We start from the raw sequence: 17,221 nt of genomic DNA, 5'->3' as shown, positions 1-17,221 counted from the left end.
CGGCGGCGGCGCTTGATGGATTTACCCGACCTGAGAAGCGTCACGACGTGTCAGGGCGCACCTCGCTCCGATCGACCGCGCCCAGCGCCGAGGTCAGCGCCGCCGCCAGCGCCGCAGCGACCTCGCCGCCGCTGCTGTTACGGTTCGCGCCGCCGGCCACACCCCGGCCGAGCACGGCGCCCTCGGCGGTCGCGACCACACACCGCGTGGTCGTGGCACCCGCATCGACCCCGACCACCATCGTCTTCATGAGTGAAGAATATTGACCGCCGACGCCGAGCAAAGGAAGCTTTTTTCCATGACAGCTGAAACGGTGGTACGAGCTCGCGGTTTGCTGCCGTCACTGTCCCCGGCCGAACAGCGGGTCGCCCAGGTGATCATCGACGAGGCGGCCACCGCCTCCCGGCTCACCATCACCGACCTCGCCGAGCGCGCCGGCTCCAGCGAGAGCACGGTGATCCGGTTCTGCCGGGCGATGGGCTTCGCCGGTTACTCCGAGCTGCGGCTGACCCTGGCCGCCGAGGCCGGCCGCGCGATCGAGCCGGACGAGCCGGTGGGCAGCGACATCAGCGAGGGCGACGAGCTCGCCCAGGTGGTCAAGAAGATCGCCTTCGCGGACGCCCGCGCGGTCGAGGAGACCGCCTCGCAGATCGACATCACGGTCCTCGAACAGGTCGTCGACCTGGTCGCCGGCGCCCGCCGGGTGGACATCTACGGCGTCGGCGCGAGCGCCTTCGTGGCCACCGACTTCCAGCAGAAACTGTTCCGCATCGGCCGGGTGGCGTACGCGTGGAGCGACACCCACCTGGCCCTGACCAGCGCCGCCCTGCTCGACGACCGGGACGTGGCGTTCGGCATCTCGCACACCGGCACCACCAGCGACACCATCGACGCTTTCACTCTGGCCGGGCAGCGCGGGGCGCACACCGTCGCGCTGACCAACTTCCCCAAGTCGCCGATCACCCGGGTCGCCGACCTGGTGCTGACCACCGCGGCCCGCGAGACGACCTTCCGCTCCGGCGCGATGGCCAGCCGCCTCGCCCAGCTCACCGTCATCGACTGCGTGTTCGTCGGCGTCGCCCAGCGCACCTACCAGCAGACCCGCACGGCGCTGGACTCCACGTACGCGGCGGTCAGCGGCCGGCGCATCGGCACCGACCGGAGGCGCGGGTGAGGCCCGTCGACGAGGTCCCGCTGTCCCGGACCGAGCAGCGTAATCCGCGCAGCGCCGCGATCGACCGGATGACCACGCTGGACCTGCTCCACCTGATCAACGCCGAGGACTGCGAGGTACCGGTCGCGGTCGCCGGGGTGCTGCCCGACCTCGCCATCGCGGTCGAGCTGGCGGTGACGGCGCTCGCCGGCGGATACCGGGTGCACTACGTCGGCGCCGGCACGTCCGGGCGCATCGCGGTGCTCGACGCGGCGGAGCTGATCCCCACGTTCGGGCTGGAGCCGGGCCGGGTGGTGGCGCACATCGCCGGGGGCCCGCGGGCGCTCACCCACCCGTCCGAGGCCGCGGAGGACGACGAGGAGGCCGGGGCGGCGGCGGCTCAGGACGTCGTGGAGGGCGATCTGGTCGTCGGGGTCACGGCCAGCGGGCGTACGCCGTACGTCCGGGCCGCTCTGACCGTGGCGCGCGCTCGCGGCGCGCGCACCGTGCTGGTGTCGGCGAACCCGGCGTCGCCGATCGCCGCCGGCGTCGACGTGCACGTCGCGCCGGACACCGGGCCGGAGGTGCTCACCGGGTCCACCCGGATGAAGGCCGGCACCGCGCAGAAGCTGGTGCTCAACGCGTTCTCCACGGCGACCATGGTGCGGCTCGGGCGCACCTACTCCAATCTGATGACCGACATGCTGGCCAGCAACGCCAAGCTGCGCGACCGTCAGCTGCGCATTCTGGCCGAGGCGACCGGCGCCGACCTGACCAGCTGCCGGGATGCGCTGCTCACGGCCGGCGGCGACGCGAAGGTGGCGGTGGTCATGCTGCTGACCGGCGCCGGAGCCGAAGCGGCCGGCGAGGCGCTCGCGGCGACCCGCGGGCACGTGCACCGGGCGTTGCGGCTACTCGATCACCACGTGGCCTGAGGCGCGGGTTGGGCATTGCCGCATCCTCGCCGGGCGGGTTGGATGGGATGCGATGCTCGCGTCAATGGAGGCCGTCCGCCGGCTCATGGACCTGAGGCACCGCGGTCGGGCCGAGGACCTGCCGCGAGTGCTCGCCTCGGCCGCGCCGCTGCTGGAGGCGGAGGCCGCCACGGTGCTGCTCGTCGACTACGGGCAGGTGTCGCTGCAGCCGCTGCGCGGCACCACCCTGGACACTGCCGGCACGGTGCCGGTGGAGGGCACGCTCGCCGGGCGTGCCTTCACCACCGCTCAGCACCAGTGGATCGAGCAGAGCGACGGCGGGCTGCTCTGGCTGCCGCTGCTGCACGGGGCCGAACGGCTCGGCGTCCTGGAGTTCCGGTTCAAGGCCTATCCCCCGGAGTCCACCCGGCACGACATCGAGGTGATCGCCGCCCTGGTCGCCGAGTTGATCGCGAGCCGGCGGTTCTACGGCGACGCGGTCGAGCACACCCGGCGGCGGATGCCCATGCAGCTGGCCGCGGAGATCATCTGGAACCAGCTGCCGCCGCTGACCTTCGCCGTCGACGGGACCATGGTCACCGCGGTGCTGGAGCCCTGTTACGAGGTGGGCGGCGACGCGTTCGACTACGCGGCCAACGCCGACGTCCTGCACGTGGCGCTCTTCGACACGGTCGGTCACGGGATCAGCGCCAGTGCGCTGACCACGCTCACCCTGAACACGTACCGCAACGCCCGCCGGTCCGGGCTGTCGCTGCTGGACACCTGCCGGTCGATCGACAAGTGGATCCGCGCGCAGTACCCGGGGGCCTTCGTCACCGCGCTGGTGGCCGAACTGGACATGGCGACCGGCAGCTACCGGCGGATCAGCGCCGGGCACCCCGCCGAGCTGTTCCTGCGCGGCGGCCGGGCCCTGCCCGCGCTGCCCACGCCCAACGCGCTGCCGCTCGGCCTCGGCCACATGCTGGCACGGCCGCCGCAGGTCATCGAGCAGCAGCTGGAGGCCGGCGACACGCTGGTCCTCTACACCGACGGCATCACCGAGGCGCGGGACGCCTCGGGCACCCTGTTCGGGGTGGAGCGGCTCAGCGACTTCATGCTGACCGCCCTGCACCGCGGCACCCCGGCGCCGGAGATGATGCGCCAGCTCATCCAGGCGATTGTGTCCTACGAGGAGGGCGAGCTGCGGGACGACGCCACCGCCGCGATGCTCCAGTGGCGCCGGCACCATTGAGGACTGTCCGGCTCCGGACGATCTCGATGACGACGTCGGCGGTCCGGTCCAGGTGGCTGCGGCCGTCCGCGAGCCGGGCCTCCGGGCTGATGTAGCCGCCGGGGCCGACGTGGGTGGCCGGGTCCAGCCGGTGCACCGCGATCTTCCCGGCCCGCTCAGCCCGGTTCCAGCCGCTCCACCGCACCAGCCGCCAGCGCGGCGGGAAGATCCAGCCGCCGACCCGCTCGATCCAGTCGGCGCTGCTGGTGAGCCGGTCGAGGTGCTCCATCGGGCCGAGGTCGTTGGCGCCGTTGTGGAACCCGCCGAGCATGATCAGCCACAGGGGGGCCCGCAGCTGCGCCCACAGCTCCCCCACCGCGCCGGTGGCGAGCTGGGCCCCGCCGCTGTAACTGAGCAGCACCACCGGGATCCCGCTGTCCCGCTGATACCCGGCGAGCCGGAGCTGCTCGGCGATCTGCGAGCCGACGGCCCGGTTGTAGAGCGGGCGGTACCGGCGGTCGGCGGCGATGAAGATCTGCATCACGTTGTGCAGGAACAGCAGCAGCCCGGCACGGCGGCGCAGCCACGCCCACACCCGGCGGTCGGCCAGCGGATCGGCCAGCGGCGAATAGGGCAGCACCTGCCCCAGCACCCGCAGCTCGGGCGCCTTGTCGAGCACCGACCGGACCAGGCGGCCGCCGTCGCGGGTGTCGCGGAACCGGCGTTTGCCGATGCCGTCCAGATAGACCAGGTAGGCGTCCGGTGGCCGGTCCGGGTCGGCGCCCCGGGCGTACGGCACGCCGGTCGGCAGCTCGGTGCCCGGGCGGCGCCAGCCCGCGGTGTAGGCGAACAGTTCGTAGCGGGCCAGCAGGGCCTCGGCCAGCAGGACCGGGCCGAGCCCGAGGAGCAGCAGCGCGAGCGCGAAGTCGGTCATGTCAGCGGCTCCGGTACGGCGATCCGGGTGACCCGCCCGACCAGCCGGCGGACCCCCTCGACGGTCAGCGCGAGTCCCACCCCGGCCACCGCGACCCACCAGCCGGCCGCCTCGCTCTCCAGGGCGCCGGCGAGGCCGACGCCCACGCCGATCAGCAGCAGCAGGTGCAGCGCCGGCCCGAGCAGCGGAAATGCCAGGATCGCGGCGAGCAGCAGCGGGGCGATCAGGCCCGGCGTCCAGGTCAGCGGCGGGCCCGCGGAACCGGCGAGGGTCCACGCGAGCAGCGGCCAGACGGCGAACACGGTGGCCTCGACCACGGCGCCGAACAGCATCAGGCCGATCGCCCCGCCGCGCGAGGCGCCGGACCGGCGGGCCACCACGGGCAGCACCCGGCCGGCGGACTCGGACAGCCCGGCGAGCAGCAGCAGAACGACCACGGTGAACGACATCGGTCAGCCCCGCGACGGCTGGAACGCGGCGTTCAGATGCCGCTCGAGCTCGTCGGCGGCGCCGCGGAAGCCACCGGCGTGCCGCTGGACGGTCTGCACCGTGCTCGCGGCGGCCCGGAACCGCGGCTCGGCGAGCAGCCGCTCGGCGCGGGACCGGACAGCCTCCACGCTGACGTCCTGCGGGCGGATCGCCAGGCCGGCGCCGAGGCGGGCCACGCGGGCGGCGACCAGGGGCTGGTCGGCGCCCTGGGGGACGACGAGCATCGGGACACCGGCGTACAGGGCCTCGTTGGCGCTGTTCATCCCGCCGTGGGTGACGAACAGGGCGGCCCGTTCCAGCAGCTCCGGCTGTGGCACCGAGTGGCGGGCGAGCACGTTGCCCGGCAGCGGGCCGAGTTCGGCCGGATCGGTGCGGCCGGTGGAGACGACCACGGTGCCGCCGAGCGGGGCGAGGGCGGTGGCGAACGTCCGCAGCACCCGCGGGTCCGCGTTGAAGACGGTGCCGAGCGAGGCGTACAGGACCGGGTCGGTCAGCCGGTCGAGCGGGAACGACGGGTCGGCCGGGCGCGAGCCGAGGCTCGGACCGACGAACCGGTAGGACGGGCCGAAATCGGCGGCGGCGATCTGGAACGCCTTCGAGGTGAAGACCAGATTGAGTGGCTGGCGGATGTTGCCCAGGTCGACCAGCGGCAACCCCCGCGTACGGTAGCGGCGCGACAGCTCCCACCGCGACCGCAGGTACCGCTGGGCGCTGCCCGGCCGCTGTGCCGCGGCGACCAGCAGATCCCAGGAGAGCCGAGTCGGGCTGGGCGCCCGCCGGCCGTAGGCGAACGTGGTGAACGACGACGCGGCCGGCACGTGCAGCTCACCGGCGGCGACCGCACCCCACGGGCAGGCGGAGTCGTGCACGATCAGGTCGGGCCGGATCCCGCGCAGGTCGGCGAGAACCGCCGGCAGCAGCTCGAGAGAAGCCCCGGCCAGCCCCTCCAGCAGGGTGAGCGGGGTCGGCGGGTCCGGCAGCGGCAGGTCGCCGCCCGGGTACAGGTGCACGGTCGCGCCGGCGGCTTCGATCTCCGCCTGGAACGCGGGCGTGGTGTGGTAGTGGACGGTGTGCCCACGGCGAATCAGCTCGGTCACGACCGGCAGCGTGGGATTGACGCGTCCGTGCATGCCGATGTTGAGGAAAGCGATGGTGCTCACGGGCTGGCCTCCGATACGAGGGGAAGGGGTGGGGCGTCGACCCGGTACAGCCCGGGCCCGCTGACGTGCAGCCGGTCGATGAAGGCGCCCGCCGCCGCGGACGCGGTGCGGATCATCCGCCGCGCGTGGCCGAAGTCCCACGGGGCCGGCCAGGTCTCGATGCCGGTCGGCAGCACCACGGTCGGGATGTCCCGGGACACCTCGTGCAGGTCACGTTCGATCTGGTGGTGGAACATGAGCAGCCCGGCGCGCGCGGCGATCGCGCCGGCCCGCCGGCGGGTGGTCACCGGCCGCAGCGGCCAGCTCTCCGGGCCGATCGACAGCACGACCACGCTCGCGGCCCCGGCCTGCAGCGCGGCCCGGACCGGTACGTAGGCGATCAGCCCACCGTCGACGAGCGTCCGCCCGTCCCGGACCACCGGTGGCAGGATCCCCGGGATGGCCGCGCTGGCCAGCAGCGCCGACTCCAGGCCGCCGTGGTCCAGCCGGGTCTCCGCGCCCGTGACCAGGTCCATCGCCACCGCGGTGAACGGGACCGGCAACTGCTCGATCCGCGCCGGCAGCCCGGCCTCGGCGATCAGCCGGCGCAGGCCGCCGTCCGCGCAGAGGCTGGCCCGCGAACGCGGGTAGCCGAGCGGGAACACGTCCCGGCGGCGCAACCGGCTCCACACCCTGTCCAGCCACGGCGCGGCACTGTCCGGGTGGGCGGCCGCGATGGCCCCGGTGAGCGCACCCACCGAGGTGCCGACGATCAGGTCCGGGACGAAGCCGCACTGCTCCAGCGCGTAACCGACCCCGACGTGCGCCGCACCGAGCACGCCACCGCCACCCACCACCGCGGCCACCGGACGAGGCAGACCGCGCAACCCACGCGTCTCACTCATGCCCTCATCGACCGAGCGGCCGCCCGAACTGTGACACCGCGCTGGTCACACCGCCACGCAGCGGGTACACCTGGTCTGACGACGCCGGGCGTGAGGTAGAAAATGACCATGACTGACACGGATGCACGGCCGCCGGTTGACGCCCGCGAGGCGATCGACCAGGGCCGCACCACCCTCGGGATCGAGCTGGGCTCGACCCGGATCAAGGCCGTGCTGACCGGCCCGGACCACGCGGCGATCGCCGTCGGCAGCCACGACTGGGAGAACCAGTACGTCGACCGGACCTGGACCTACTCCCTGGACGCGGTCTGGTCCGGCCTGCAGGCCTGCTTCGCCTCACTCGCCGAGGACGTGCGCCGCCGTCACGGCACCGAGCTGCGCTCCACCGCCGCGCTCGGTGTCTCGGCGATGATGCACGGCTACCTCGCCTTCGACGCCGACGGCGAGCTGCTCACCCCGTTCCGCACCTGGCGCAACACCAACACCGGCGACGCCTCGGAGCAGCTGAGCGAGCTGTTCGGCTACAACATCCCGCACCGCTGGAGCATCGCCCACCTCTACCAGGCCGTGCTCAACGGCGAGGAGCACATCGGCCGCCTCGCCCACCTGACCACGCTCGCCGGTTACGTGCACTGGCAGCTGACCGGCCGGCAGGTGCTCGGCGTCGGCGACGCCAGCGGCATGTTCCCGATCGACATCGCCACCGGCGGCTACGACGCCCGCATGCTCGGCCAGTTCGACGAGCTCGTGGCCGGCCGCGGCGTCCCGCTCAAGCTCGCCGACCTGCTGCCCGCCGTGCTGCCCGCCGGCGAGAACGCCGGCACCCTCACCGAGGCCGGCGCCCGCCTGCTCGACCCCAGCGGCACCCTGCAGCCCGGCGCGGCGCTCTGCCCGCCCGAGGGCGACGCCGGCACCGGCATGGTCGCCACCAACTCGGTCGCCCGGCGCACCGGCAACGTCAGCGCCGGCACCAGCATCTTCGCGATGATCGTCCTCGACCGCGAGCTCAGCCGGATGCACCCGGAGATCGACCTGGTCACCACCCCGGCCGGCGACCTGGTCGCGATGGTGCACTGCAACAACGGCGCCAGCGAGCTGAACGCCTGGGCCGGCCTGTTCGCCGAGTTCACCGCGGCGCTCGGCGTGCAGAGCGACAGCTCCACCATCTTCGAGACGCTGTTCCGGTCGGCGCTGAACGGCGCGCCTGACGGCGGCGGCCTGATGGCCTTCAACAACCTCTCCGGCGAGCCGATCACCAAGCTGCACGAGGGCCGGCCGCTCTTCTTCCGTACGCCCGGCAGCGACCTCACGCTGGCCACGTTCATGCGCACCCAGCTGTACGCGGCGCTGGCCACCCTGCGCATCGGCATGGACGTGCTGCAGAAGGCCGAGTCGGTGCAGCTGGACCGGATGTTCGCCCACGGCGGCCTGTTCAAGACCGAGGGCGTGGCGCAGAATCTGCTCGCCGCCGCCATCAACACCCCGGTCTCGGTCGGCAACCTCGCCTCCGAGGGCGGCGCCTGGGGCATCGCGGTCCTGGCCGGTTTCCTGGTCAACCGCACCCCCGGCCAGAGCCTCGACGACTTCCTGACCACCTCGGTCTTCGCGGGCGCCGAGCTCGACACGGCCGAGCCTGCCCCGGCGGATGTGGCGGGGTTCAACGCTTTCATGGAGCGTTACGTCGCCGCCCTGCCGGTCCAGCAGGCAGCGGTCGATCACAGCTGATCGCCCGGCGGTACCGGGCCACCGCCCGGTACCGCCCCAGCTGCTCCAGCAGGTCAGAACGGATCTCCTGCTGGAGTATCGGAGGCCTCTCCCTCGGGAGCCGGCTGGATCTGCTCGATGGCCGGGGTACCCTGCCGAGCCTTCCGGGTCCGCTTGATCCGCGACCACTCCGGTTTGGACCACAGGCCGAATTGACGGGTCTTGGCCAACGCCTCGATGATCGCGGGCCGGTCCTCCGGCTTCGCGTCACGGAAGGCCATCCGGGCAATGGTTATATTTTGCGCAGGCCGAGACAGCCCAGCAATTATCGCTGCGATGGCTGCGCCTTCAATGAGCATTCTCCTGAGATCCTCTCGACTCCGCTGGTCGAGGGGCGCAGGGCTCAGCTCGACCAGTCCCATGACTGGAAAAGCTGAGGACCGCGCCAACTGCGAGAACTCAGGTGAAGCAGGCGGAGCTTGATTCAACAGAGGTAGATCAGAAAGTACGGCAGCATTGATCGAGTACTGCCAGTTGGCAGCAGTACTCCAGGGTCCGCGAGAGTCCGACGACTGCGCGGAAGAAAGCGCTACCTGAAGAGCGAAGACACCCGGATCGCCCTACCGTATTTCGGCCGTTCACCAGGTGACCATTCCCCGAAAGTGGCATTCTCCGCCCAGGTGGCCGCTATGCCGCCGCTTCCCCTGGACGGCCGAGCCTGAGGGTGAGCAGGCCGAGGACGGTGAGGGCCGCGCCCAGCGTGGTCAGCCAGAGGGGCAGCGCTGGGGGGATCTCCAGGAACGTCACGATGCCCAGGATGCGGTGCAGGCCCCACGGCAGCAGCGCCATCTGGTCGTTCCAGGTGCTGAGTGCGCGCTCCAGCCCGGCGGACCACAGCAGCGCGCCGACGGTCAGGACCGGAGCGCCGGCGGTGAGGACTACGGCGCCGGCTACGCGGCGGCGGGACCAGCCGTAGTGGGCACGCAGGACCGAGCCGGTGGCGACAAAGAGCCAGGCGAAAGCCGCGAAGGCCACGGTCACGTAGGCGGACCTCGCGGTGGGGTCGGTCCAGAACTGGAACCAGTAGTAGCCGGGGCCGCGGACTGCCAGCACGGCCAGCAGGACCACCGAGCGGAGCAGGGCCACACCGCCGATCACGGTCCACAGCGCGTACGGGTCGCGGCCGCGCACCAGCCATCGGGCCACCAGGGCGAAGACGGCCCAGCAGCCGAGCGTCACCAGCAGGTGCGACGGGGCGGCGAACCAGGTGTGGATCTCGCGGCTGAGCAGCAGGACGGCCGCCGGGAACAGGATCGCCACCCAGCGCGCGGTGCGGGTCGGGGTCTGCGGGGCGGGTGCCCGCCAGGGCATCAGCGCCGCGCGCCACAGGGCGCGGAGCGGTGGCCACGGCACCAGCATCGACACCAGCAGCAGGCCGAGCAGGACGCGGGCCAGGATCGCCATCGCCGGGTCCCGGTCGAACCGCTGCGAGCCGAGGTCGGCCGCCTCGAAGTTGTAGGCGGGCAGGCCGGGGTCGCCGCCCCAGCCGCGCACGTAACGGTCGCGGGCCCGTTCGTACTCGGCGGAGGCGGCCTGCCACTGCTCACGGGCCGTCGCCGAACCGGTGTCCAGCCACTGGGCACGCCGCAGGAACATGGCGCGGTAGGCGCCGAGCGTGGCGTACAGGTCGTTCTGGTAGTCGAGCGAGGCCAGCACCTCGGCCCGCAGGTCCGGGTCGCGCCAGTTCACCGGGTCGGTGGCGGTGACCGCGGCGTGCTGCTCCCGGGCCACCTCGACGGCCCGCTCACCCTCGGCGACCGCCTCGTCCACGTGGCCGCGGGTGAGCGCGTAGATGCTGCTCAGCACCGACGAGTCGCCGGTCACGATGTCCCACTCGAAGATCCACATCATGGGCGGCGGTTCCAGGCCGAGCGCCTTCACCGAGTGGTCCGCGTACGGCGTGAGGTAGAGCCCCTTCGTCACCGCCTCGCGGGACAGCGCGAACATCCGGCAGATCGCGGCGATCGTCGCGGGATCCTCGGAGAACATCTGGCGCACCCAGTCGGCGGTGATCTCCCCCGGGTCGGCGCCGGGGTCGCGGGCCAGCCGGCCCATCGCGTACGCGTTCAGGTCGTAGAGCTGCCAGAACCCGGTCCGCAGGTAGAGGGTGCGCGGCCCGGCGCGCAGCGGGCCGCCGTCCTGCGTCCAGAGCCAGACGCCCTCGATGTGCGGGTTGCGCGCCAGCAACTGCCGCAGGGCGGCGGCGTGCAGGGCGGTCAGGTCGTTCGGCAGCGAACCGAACCCCTCGAACTCGCGCCGACCCTGGAACTCGACGATCCGCCGCTGCTCCCCCACCTCCAGGGTGGTGTTGAGCGGCAGGTGGCTGTAGAAGTCGCCGAGCGTGAACTTCGTCGAGACGATCAGGTGCGGGTCGCGGACGTCGCCGAGCACCTCCTCGTACGCGTCGGGGTTGGTGTGCAGGTCACCGACGGCGCCGACGCCGACCGTCCACGTACGGAAGATGATGTCCTTGCCGGTCTCGGCCGCGACCGCGAGGAAGGCGCGCAGCATCGCGCGGACCTGGTCCGGCGTGGTGACCGCGATGCGCGAGAAATAGTCCCAGCCGGCCGCCTGGTAGGCCGAGCCGCCCTCGCCGACGCGGATCATCAGGCCGGACGCGAACGGCATGCTCGCGAACAGCTCGCGCAGGCCGGCCTGGTAGATCGCCCACTGGTCGTCCTGCTTCTTCAGGTAGGCGTCGAGCGGGCCGGAGAGCGCCAGCATGTCGGTCATGTAGTAGACGCGCATGCCCATCTGCGCGGCGTAGCGGAAGACCGGCGCGAACGCCGCCACCATCGCCCGGGCGCGGTCGACGTGCGGATCACCGGCCGGGTAGACGCCGTGGCCGTCGAACGTGACGTACTCCAGGAAGCCGGGCACCACCACGCCGTTGTAGCCCTGCGCCGCGGAATGGTCGATGAACTGCCGGAACTGCGCGGCGACCCGGTCGACGGCGGCCGGGTCGACCCACGGCGCCCGCGGCAGCAGCGCGCCGGTGACGATGTCGGAGTTGAGCGAGTAGTCGGTGCCGGATCGCCAGCCGGCCGGGTCGTCGTCGCGGCCGACCGAGCCGGCGTCGGTCAGCCGCAGCCCGGTCCTCGGCGTCACCGTCCCGGTGGTGACCGGCCGCCCGGACCGGATCCGGTCGGCGATCGCGTAGAGGCCGGCCACGGCGCCGGCCTCGCCCGCCGCGGTCAGCGTGAGACCGGCGGCGGTGCGGTCCAGGCGGTACCGCTCGCTGTCGTCGTCGCCCTCGACGGTGACGGTGAGCACGCCGCGGCCGGTGGCGACGTCGGTGACCGCTCGTGCGGCCACGTCGAGCCGGTGCGAGCGGCGGTTCAGCGTCACCGACCCGATCGGGGCGGGGACCGCGGTGTGCCGCGGCGCCAGGCTCACCGGCTCGGCCATCACGTTCGCCGGTGCCGAGGAGAGTCGCAGGGCGCCGTCCAGCCCGTACGCCAAGGAGGCGCCGAGCGACAGCAGCACGAGCACGACGAGAAGACGGCGCATGGCTATTTCTAGATCATGCCGAGTGTCACCGCCGTCCCAGGATGAACTCGGCATGGTAAAGGTCGGCGGCGAGTCACGCGTATGTCAGGTGGAGGGTCATGCCGGCGTCGGCGTGCGGCAGGTTGTGGCAGTGGTTGGCCCACATGCCCGGGTTGTCGGCGGCGAAGGCCACCTCCCACACCTCACCGGGCCGCACGTCGAAGGTGTCCAGCCACAGTGGGCTGCCGGTGGCCGGGGTTCCGTCGCGGGACAGCACCAGCACGTGATGACCGTGCAGGTGCCACGGGTGCACCTCCAGCGAGCGGTTGACGATCCGCAGCTTGACGATCTCCCCGGTTCGCACGACCTGTGACGGGATGTCCGGGTCGGCCGCGCCGTTGACCGTCTGGGCGTAGCGCGGCAGCCACCCCTTCAGGTCGAGTCCGCGGTCGAGGACGAGCGTGAACTCGCGGTCGTAACGGGACCACGGCCGAGGGGCCGCGTCGCCGTAGGTGAGCGGATCCAGCACCGGCCATCTCGCAGTCGTAGCGTCGAGCGCACCGGTCGACCACACCACCCGGCCGTCGACGACGAGCGCCACCGGCGAGGCGGGCGCGTCGAACACCAGGTCGTAGCGGCCGCCGGCGGGGATCAGCACAGCGGTCTCCGCGACCGGCGAGGGCGCACGCAGGTCAGAGCCGTCGATCGCGGCTATCCGGAACGGGGTGCCCGCGAGGGCGTACCGATGGGTGGTGCTGTCGGTGTTGATCAGCCGCAGCCGGACCGGCGTGCCCGCGCCGACGCGCTGTTCGGTGTGGGCCGGCAGTGGGTGGCCGACGAGGGTGTGGACCGGGACGATCACCTCGACGCCGGCCGGGCGGGCCGGGTGGACCACGAGCACGCCGTACAGTCCCATCCGGACACCCAGGTCGGAGGCGGAATGGGTGTGGTACCAGTAGGTGCCGGCCTGGTCGGCGCGGAACCGGTAGACGAACTCCTGCCCGGGCAGCACGGCCTCCTGCGTCACGCCGGGCACGCCGTCCTGGTCGTTCGGCACGTCGTAACCGTGCCAGTGCAGCGTGACCCCCCGCTGGATGTTCTGGTTGCGCAACGTCACCTCCAGGACATCACCGACGGTCGCGGTCAACTGCGGTCCGGGCACCTGCCCGTTGAACGCCCAGGCCGCCACGTCCCGGCCGCCGGCCGGCACGACGGCCGTCCCGGCGGTCAGGGTGAAACGCTTCGTCGGTTCGCCCACGCTGGGCACATCCCGAGGTTCATGAGCATGATGTACGGCCTGGGCGCCGCCCCGTGCCGCAGCCAGCCCGGTGCCGGTGACCAGCGCCGCCAAGGTGACCGCGACGGCCGCACGCGACACCGCCGGTGACGGGCGCGGGCCGAGGAAACGCCACGTGAGGGCGGTGGCGGCACCCACTCCGGCGACGGCCAGCAGCGCCGGCCCGGCCGAAACCGGGTAACCATGGAGGACCGTCACCAGCAGGGCGGCCGTCTCGGCGTACCCCGCGAAGAGAAGTGCCACGGCCGCCGCCCGGATGTCGGCCGGCGGCCGAAGCAGCCGCGGAGCGGCGGCGAGGACCGCCGCGAGCGCCAGCGGCCCCCCGATGATGATCTTCTCCGCCGCGAACCACCAGCCGGCCCGGGCGAGCAGGACCGTCGTGACCGCCCCGGCCAGGGTGGCGAGCAGCGCACCCGCCGCGACGCCCAGCGCGACCCGGCGCTGCCCGGCGGCCGCCGCTGCCCCGCCGCCCAGCCAGCCGGCGGCCGCGAGCACCGCGATGACCAGGTCGAACGCCAGCAACGATCCGGTGGTCACGCCGGCTCCAGGACCGCAGCGGTCAGCTTCCGCGCCTCCCGCATGACACCGACCACGACGTGCACCACGATGATTCCGTTGACCGCGTGCAGCCCGCCCACGATCAGGCTCACCGTGGTGCTGGCGCCGGAGGCGTCGGTGAACGCGTTCGCCAGCGTGGCGATCAGCGCCTGCAGGATCACCAGGCCGAGCGGCAGCACCGTCAGCCCGACGACCCGCCCGGGCGCCCGGGCCAGTACCGCGCACAGGATCGTGAGCAGGCACAGGGCCGGGATCACCGCCATCCCGGTGATGCTGTGCAGCGCATACGCGCCGTCGCCGCCGGGCCGGGTGAACGCGCCGACCGCCGCGAACACGAACTGGAGCGCGAAGACGCCCAGCAGCACTCCGGTGACGATGAGAAAGGCTCTGCGCATGGTGGTCTCCTCAGTGACGGGCCGGGGCGAGCGCCCGGGCGACGTGGTCGGTCGCGGTGATCGCGCCGTAGGCGACGAGCCGGACGAGGTCGGCGTCCGACGGGTGCGTCAGCCGCCACAGGCCGACGTCGCTCGGGGTGATCGCCGCCGGCGCGAAGGCCGCGAGAAGCGCGATCCGGGCGCCGACCCGCTCATCTCCGGGCAGTCCCCGCACCAGCTCGCCGGCCCACTCGGCCGGCCGCTCCGGGTGTCTGCCGTCCTCCCAGGTCACCGTCGCCGTGACGGTCCGGCGGGCGGTCTCGCTGAGCAGCCGCGCGCCCTGGGCGGCTGCCTCGGTCAGCGCCGCGTACGCCACCCCGACCGGGCTGTCCGCAGCCCACTCCGGTGACGCCCCGGTGTCGAGCAGCGCGAGCCCGCGGCCCGGTTCCTTCGGCGCGCGCGTGGTCCGGGCGTAGAGCCGCCCGCCGGCCGACCGCACCGCGGGCAGCCGCTGCAGGCCACCGGGCAGCAGGTCCGGGGTGAGCAGCGCCGACACGATCCGGTTGATGAAGTGGAAGGCGAGCAGGGTGCCGGTGAGCTGCGGGCCGTACCGGCTGGTCCATCCGGTGGCCCGGGGGTTGCGGCTGGCCGCGGCCCACGCCACCAGCTCGGCCCGGAACGGCTGCGCCGGTGTGCCGTCACCGGCGAGCGTCACGGCCACCTCGTGCTCGCCGAGGGCGTGCAGCAGCGTCACGTGCGCGTCGACGCAGAACCGGCAGCGGTTGGCCCGCGACACCGCCGCTGCCACGACCTCACGGTCGGCGCGGCCGGCGCCCTCGGCCAGCAGCGCCTCGCGCATCAGCACCCAGGTCGGGGCCATGATCTCCGGTACGGCGGCGAGCGCCTGGAACGCCGGCGCCGGCCCGATGAAGTCCTCGCGCATCTGCCGGTAGACGTGGGCGGCACGTCCGGTCGCCGCCCGCGCCGGAGCGGGAGTGAAGAATCGATATGCCATGCGGTCGATGCTGGTCGCGGCGGCCCGGCGAAACGTCGTGCCGCCGCAGACACTTCGCCGGCCGCCCGTACCGCAGCCGCGGTACGCCGGACCTACCGCGGTTGCGGGATGACCTCCCGGGACCGGCCGTCCTACAGTTCGCTCATGCGCCCGGATCTGCCCTACGCCCTCGGCGGCGTCACCCTCGGGGTCGCCCTGCTCGGCAACGCGGCACTCGCCCCGGACGCCGCCGCGGTCCGGCCGCTCGACGTGCTCCTGATCGTGGTCATGGCGGCGGCCGTCGCGGCCTGCCGGCGCTTCCCGGTCCCGGCCCTGCTCGTGGTGACCGCGACCATGCTGGCCCTGCACGTCCGCGTGCACGCCGGGATCACCGCCGCGTTCCCGGTCCTGGTCGCCGTCTACGTCGCCGCCTGGCGTGGCCACCGGCTGGCCGCCGCGGCGAGCAGCGTCGTCTTCCTCGCCGGCTTCCTGGCCCGCGACATCTCGGTGGCGCCCGCCGGCCAGGCCGCCCAGCTCATCCTGGAACGCACCAACCTGCTGCTCGGCTGGTTCCTGGCGGCCAACATCGCCGGCCTGGTCACCCGGCACCACCGCGCCTATCTGGAGCAGGCCGAGCAGCGTGCCGCCGAGGCGGAACGCACCCGCGAGGAGATGGCCCTGCGCCGCGCCGGTGAGGAACGCCTGCGCATCGCCCGGGACCTGCACGACTCGCTCACCCACAGCATCTCGGTGATCAAGGTGCAGTCCGGGATCGCCGTGCACCTGGGCCGCAAGCAGGGCGAGGAGCCGTCGGCCGCGCTGCAGGCGATCCAGGAGGCGAGCAGCGCCGCGATGCGCGAACTGCGGGCGACCCTGGCGGTGCTGCGCTCCCCCGCCGATGAGGACCGCGTCGGCCTGGCCCGGGTGGACGAGCTCGCCGAGCGGACCCGCGCGGCCGGCGTGCCGGTCGGTGTCACGGTCACCGGCGAGCCGCCGGAGCTGCCGGTCGAGGTGGACATGGCTGGATACCGGGTGGTGCAGGAGGCGCTGACCAACGTCACCCGGCACGCCGGCCCGGCCACCGCCGAGGTGCGCGTGGAGTACTCGCCGGCCGGCCTGACGGTCGCGGTCACCGACGACGGCCGGGGCCCGGCGAACGGGACGGTGACACCGGGCGTCGGCCTGAGCGGCATGCGGGAACGGGTCGCCGCGCTCGGCGGCACGCTGCACGCCGGGCACGGTGACGGGGGCGGGTTCGCCGTACGGGCCACCTTCCCGCTGGACGGCCCGGCGTGATCCGGGTCCTGCTCGCCGACGACCAGGCGCTGATGCGGGCCGGTTTCCGGGCACTGCTCGACGCCGAGGACGACCTGGAGGTGGTGGGTGAGGCCGTCGACGGCGCCGCCGCCGTCCAGCTGACCCGCGAGCTGCGCCCGGACGTCGTGCTGATGGACGTGCAGATGCCCCGCCTCGACGGCATCGAGGCCACCCGGCGGATCAGCGCCGATCCCGGCCTCGCCGCGGTGCGCGTGCTGATCCTCACCAACTACGAGGTCGACGCGTACGTGTTCACCGCGCTGCGCGCCGGCGCCAGCGGTTTCCTGCTGAAGGACGCCGACCCGGCCGACCTGCTGCAGGCGGTCGCCGTGGTGGCCCGCGGCGAGGCGCTGCTCGCCCCGACCGTCACCCGCACCCTGATCAGCGAGTTCGTGAACGGTCCCGGCCCGGCCGACCCGGTGGCTGGGCGCGACGTGCTGACCGCCCGGGAGCAGGAGATCGTCGAGCTGGTGGCGCGCGGGCTGAGCAACGACGAGATCGCCCAGCGCATGGTGATCAGCCCGCTGACCGCGAAGACCCACGTCAACCGGGCGATGATGAAGCTGCACTGCCGTGACCGCGCCCAGCTGGTGGTCTGGGCCTACGAGTCAGGGCTGATCGCGCCGCGCCGCCGCTGACAGCCCATTGACAGGCTTCTTTGTC

General features: G+C 73.0%; 16 protein-coding genes. 6 read left to right on the top strand and 10 right to left on the bottom strand.

What is annotated here, in order from left to right; all coding sequences use genetic code 11:
* Positions 1–40: 40 nt before the first annotated feature.
* Positions 41–250, bottom strand: coding sequence for a BadF/BadG/BcrA/BcrD ATPase family protein (locus AB0F81_RS09610; protein ID WP_360193693.1), 210 nt, complete (start codon positions 248–250; stop codon positions 41–43).
* Between the two features lie 48 nt (positions 251–298).
* Between AB0F81_RS09610 and AB0F81_RS09605 the strand changes: the two genes are divergently transcribed.
* The 3 genes from AB0F81_RS09605 to AB0F81_RS09595 all read left to right on the top strand — a co-directional run bounded on the left by AB0F81_RS09605 (position 299) and on the right by AB0F81_RS09595 (position 3,319).
* Positions 299–1,174 carry a MurR/RpiR family transcriptional regulator gene (locus tag AB0F81_RS09605; RefSeq protein WP_360193690.1) on the top strand — a complete coding sequence of 292 codons (876 nt, stop codon included), beginning with the start codon at positions 299–301 and terminating at the stop codon, positions 1,172–1,174.
* Positions 1,171–2,088, top strand: a complete 918-nt coding sequence (gene murQ, locus AB0F81_RS09600) for an N-acetylmuramic acid 6-phosphate etherase (RefSeq protein WP_360193687.1) — start codon at positions 1,171–1,173, stop codon at positions 2,086–2,088. The genes AB0F81_RS09605 and murQ overlap by 4 nt, the downstream gene beginning before the upstream one ends.
* A 64-nt stretch (positions 2,089–2,152) precedes the next feature.
* Positions 2,153–3,319 (top strand): PP2C family protein-serine/threonine phosphatase, encoded by a 1,167-nt coding sequence (locus tag AB0F81_RS09595; RefSeq protein WP_360193684.1) that lies wholly within the window; start codon positions 2,153–2,155, stop codon positions 3,317–3,319.
* Here the strand turns inward: AB0F81_RS09595 and AB0F81_RS09590 are convergent.
* Genes AB0F81_RS09590 through AB0F81_RS09575 form a run of 4 tightly spaced genes read right to left on the bottom strand, consistent with a single transcriptional unit; the run spans position 3,234 to position 6,765 of the window.
* Complete coding sequence (locus AB0F81_RS09590; RefSeq protein WP_360193681.1) at positions 3,234–4,232, bottom strand: hypothetical protein; 999 nt, start codon at positions 4,230–4,232, stop codon at positions 3,234–3,236. The two genes, AB0F81_RS09595 and AB0F81_RS09590, sit on opposite strands and share 86 nt — an antisense overlap.
* Positions 4,229–4,681, bottom strand: coding sequence for a hypothetical protein (locus tag AB0F81_RS09585; RefSeq protein WP_360193678.1), 453 nt, complete (start codon positions 4,679–4,681; stop codon positions 4,229–4,231). Before AB0F81_RS09585 ends, AB0F81_RS09590 begins: the two co-directional genes overlap by 4 nt.
* 3 nt (positions 4,682–4,684) lie before the next feature.
* The gene (locus AB0F81_RS09580) at positions 4,685–5,881 is read right to left on the bottom strand and encodes a macrolide family glycosyltransferase (protein ID WP_360193675.1); all 1,197 of its coding nucleotides are present in this window, start codon (positions 5,879–5,881) and stop codon (positions 4,685–4,687) included.
* Positions 5,878–6,765 (bottom strand): patatin-like phospholipase family protein, encoded by an 888-nt coding sequence (locus AB0F81_RS09575; protein WP_360193672.1) that lies wholly within the window; start codon positions 6,763–6,765, stop codon positions 5,878–5,880. Before AB0F81_RS09575 ends, AB0F81_RS09580 begins: the two co-directional genes overlap by 4 nt.
* Positions 6,766–6,873: 108 nt before the next feature.
* Between AB0F81_RS09575 and AB0F81_RS09570 the strand changes: the two genes are divergently transcribed.
* A complete protein-coding gene (locus AB0F81_RS09570; RefSeq protein WP_360193669.1) occupies positions 6,874–8,490 on the top strand; it encodes an FGGY-family carbohydrate kinase in 1,617 nt (538 codons plus the stop codon).
* Between the two features lie 53 nt (positions 8,491–8,543).
* Here AB0F81_RS09570 and AB0F81_RS09565 read toward each other — a convergent pair whose 3' ends face one another.
* The 5 genes from AB0F81_RS09565 to AB0F81_RS09545 form a co-directional block, all read right to left on the bottom strand.
* The gene (locus AB0F81_RS09565) at positions 8,544–8,891 is read right to left on the bottom strand and encodes a hypothetical protein (RefSeq protein ID WP_360193666.1); all 348 of its coding nucleotides are present in this window, start codon (positions 8,889–8,891) and stop codon (positions 8,544–8,546) included.
* A 265-nt stretch (positions 8,892–9,156) separates the two neighbouring features.
* The gene (locus AB0F81_RS09560; protein WP_360193664.1) at positions 9,157–12,039 is read right to left on the bottom strand and encodes a hypothetical protein; all 2,883 of its coding nucleotides are present in this window, start codon (positions 12,037–12,039) and stop codon (positions 9,157–9,159) included.
* Between the two features lie 73 nt (positions 12,040–12,112).
* Positions 12,113–13,852 (bottom strand): multicopper oxidase family protein, encoded by a 1,740-nt coding sequence (locus tag AB0F81_RS09555; RefSeq protein WP_360193661.1) that lies wholly within the window; start codon positions 13,850–13,852, stop codon positions 12,113–12,115.
* Complete coding sequence (locus tag AB0F81_RS09550; RefSeq protein WP_360193658.1) at positions 13,849–14,268, bottom strand: DUF6220 domain-containing protein; 420 nt, start codon at positions 14,266–14,268, stop codon at positions 13,849–13,851. Before AB0F81_RS09550 ends, AB0F81_RS09555 begins: the two co-directional genes overlap by 4 nt.
* Before the next feature lie 10 nt (positions 14,269–14,278).
* Entirely contained in the window at positions 14,279–15,262 is a 984-nt protein-coding gene (locus AB0F81_RS09545) for a carboxymuconolactone decarboxylase family protein (RefSeq protein WP_360193655.1), read from the bottom strand.
* 144 nt (positions 15,263–15,406) lie between these two features.
* On the opposite strand from AB0F81_RS09545, the gene AB0F81_RS09540 reads away from it, so the two are divergent.
* Positions 15,407–16,537: a sensor histidine kinase gene (locus tag AB0F81_RS09540; protein ID WP_360193652.1), complete on the top strand. Its 1,131-nt coding sequence runs from the start codon at positions 15,407–15,409 to the stop codon at positions 16,535–16,537.
* The gene (locus AB0F81_RS09535) at positions 16,534–17,196 is read left to right on the top strand and encodes a response regulator transcription factor (protein ID WP_360193650.1); all 663 of its coding nucleotides are present in this window, start codon (positions 16,534–16,536) and stop codon (positions 17,194–17,196) included. Before AB0F81_RS09540 ends, AB0F81_RS09535 begins: the two co-directional genes overlap by 4 nt.
* Positions 17,197–17,221: the final 25 nt, after the last annotated feature.

The organism is Actinoplanes sp. NPDC024001 (assembly GCF_040638955.1).
In the GTDB taxonomy this organism is placed as follows: Bacteria; Actinomycetota; Actinomycetes; order Mycobacteriales; family Micromonosporaceae; genus Actinoplanes.
This window is presented reverse-complemented; position numbering and strand designations above follow the sequence as displayed.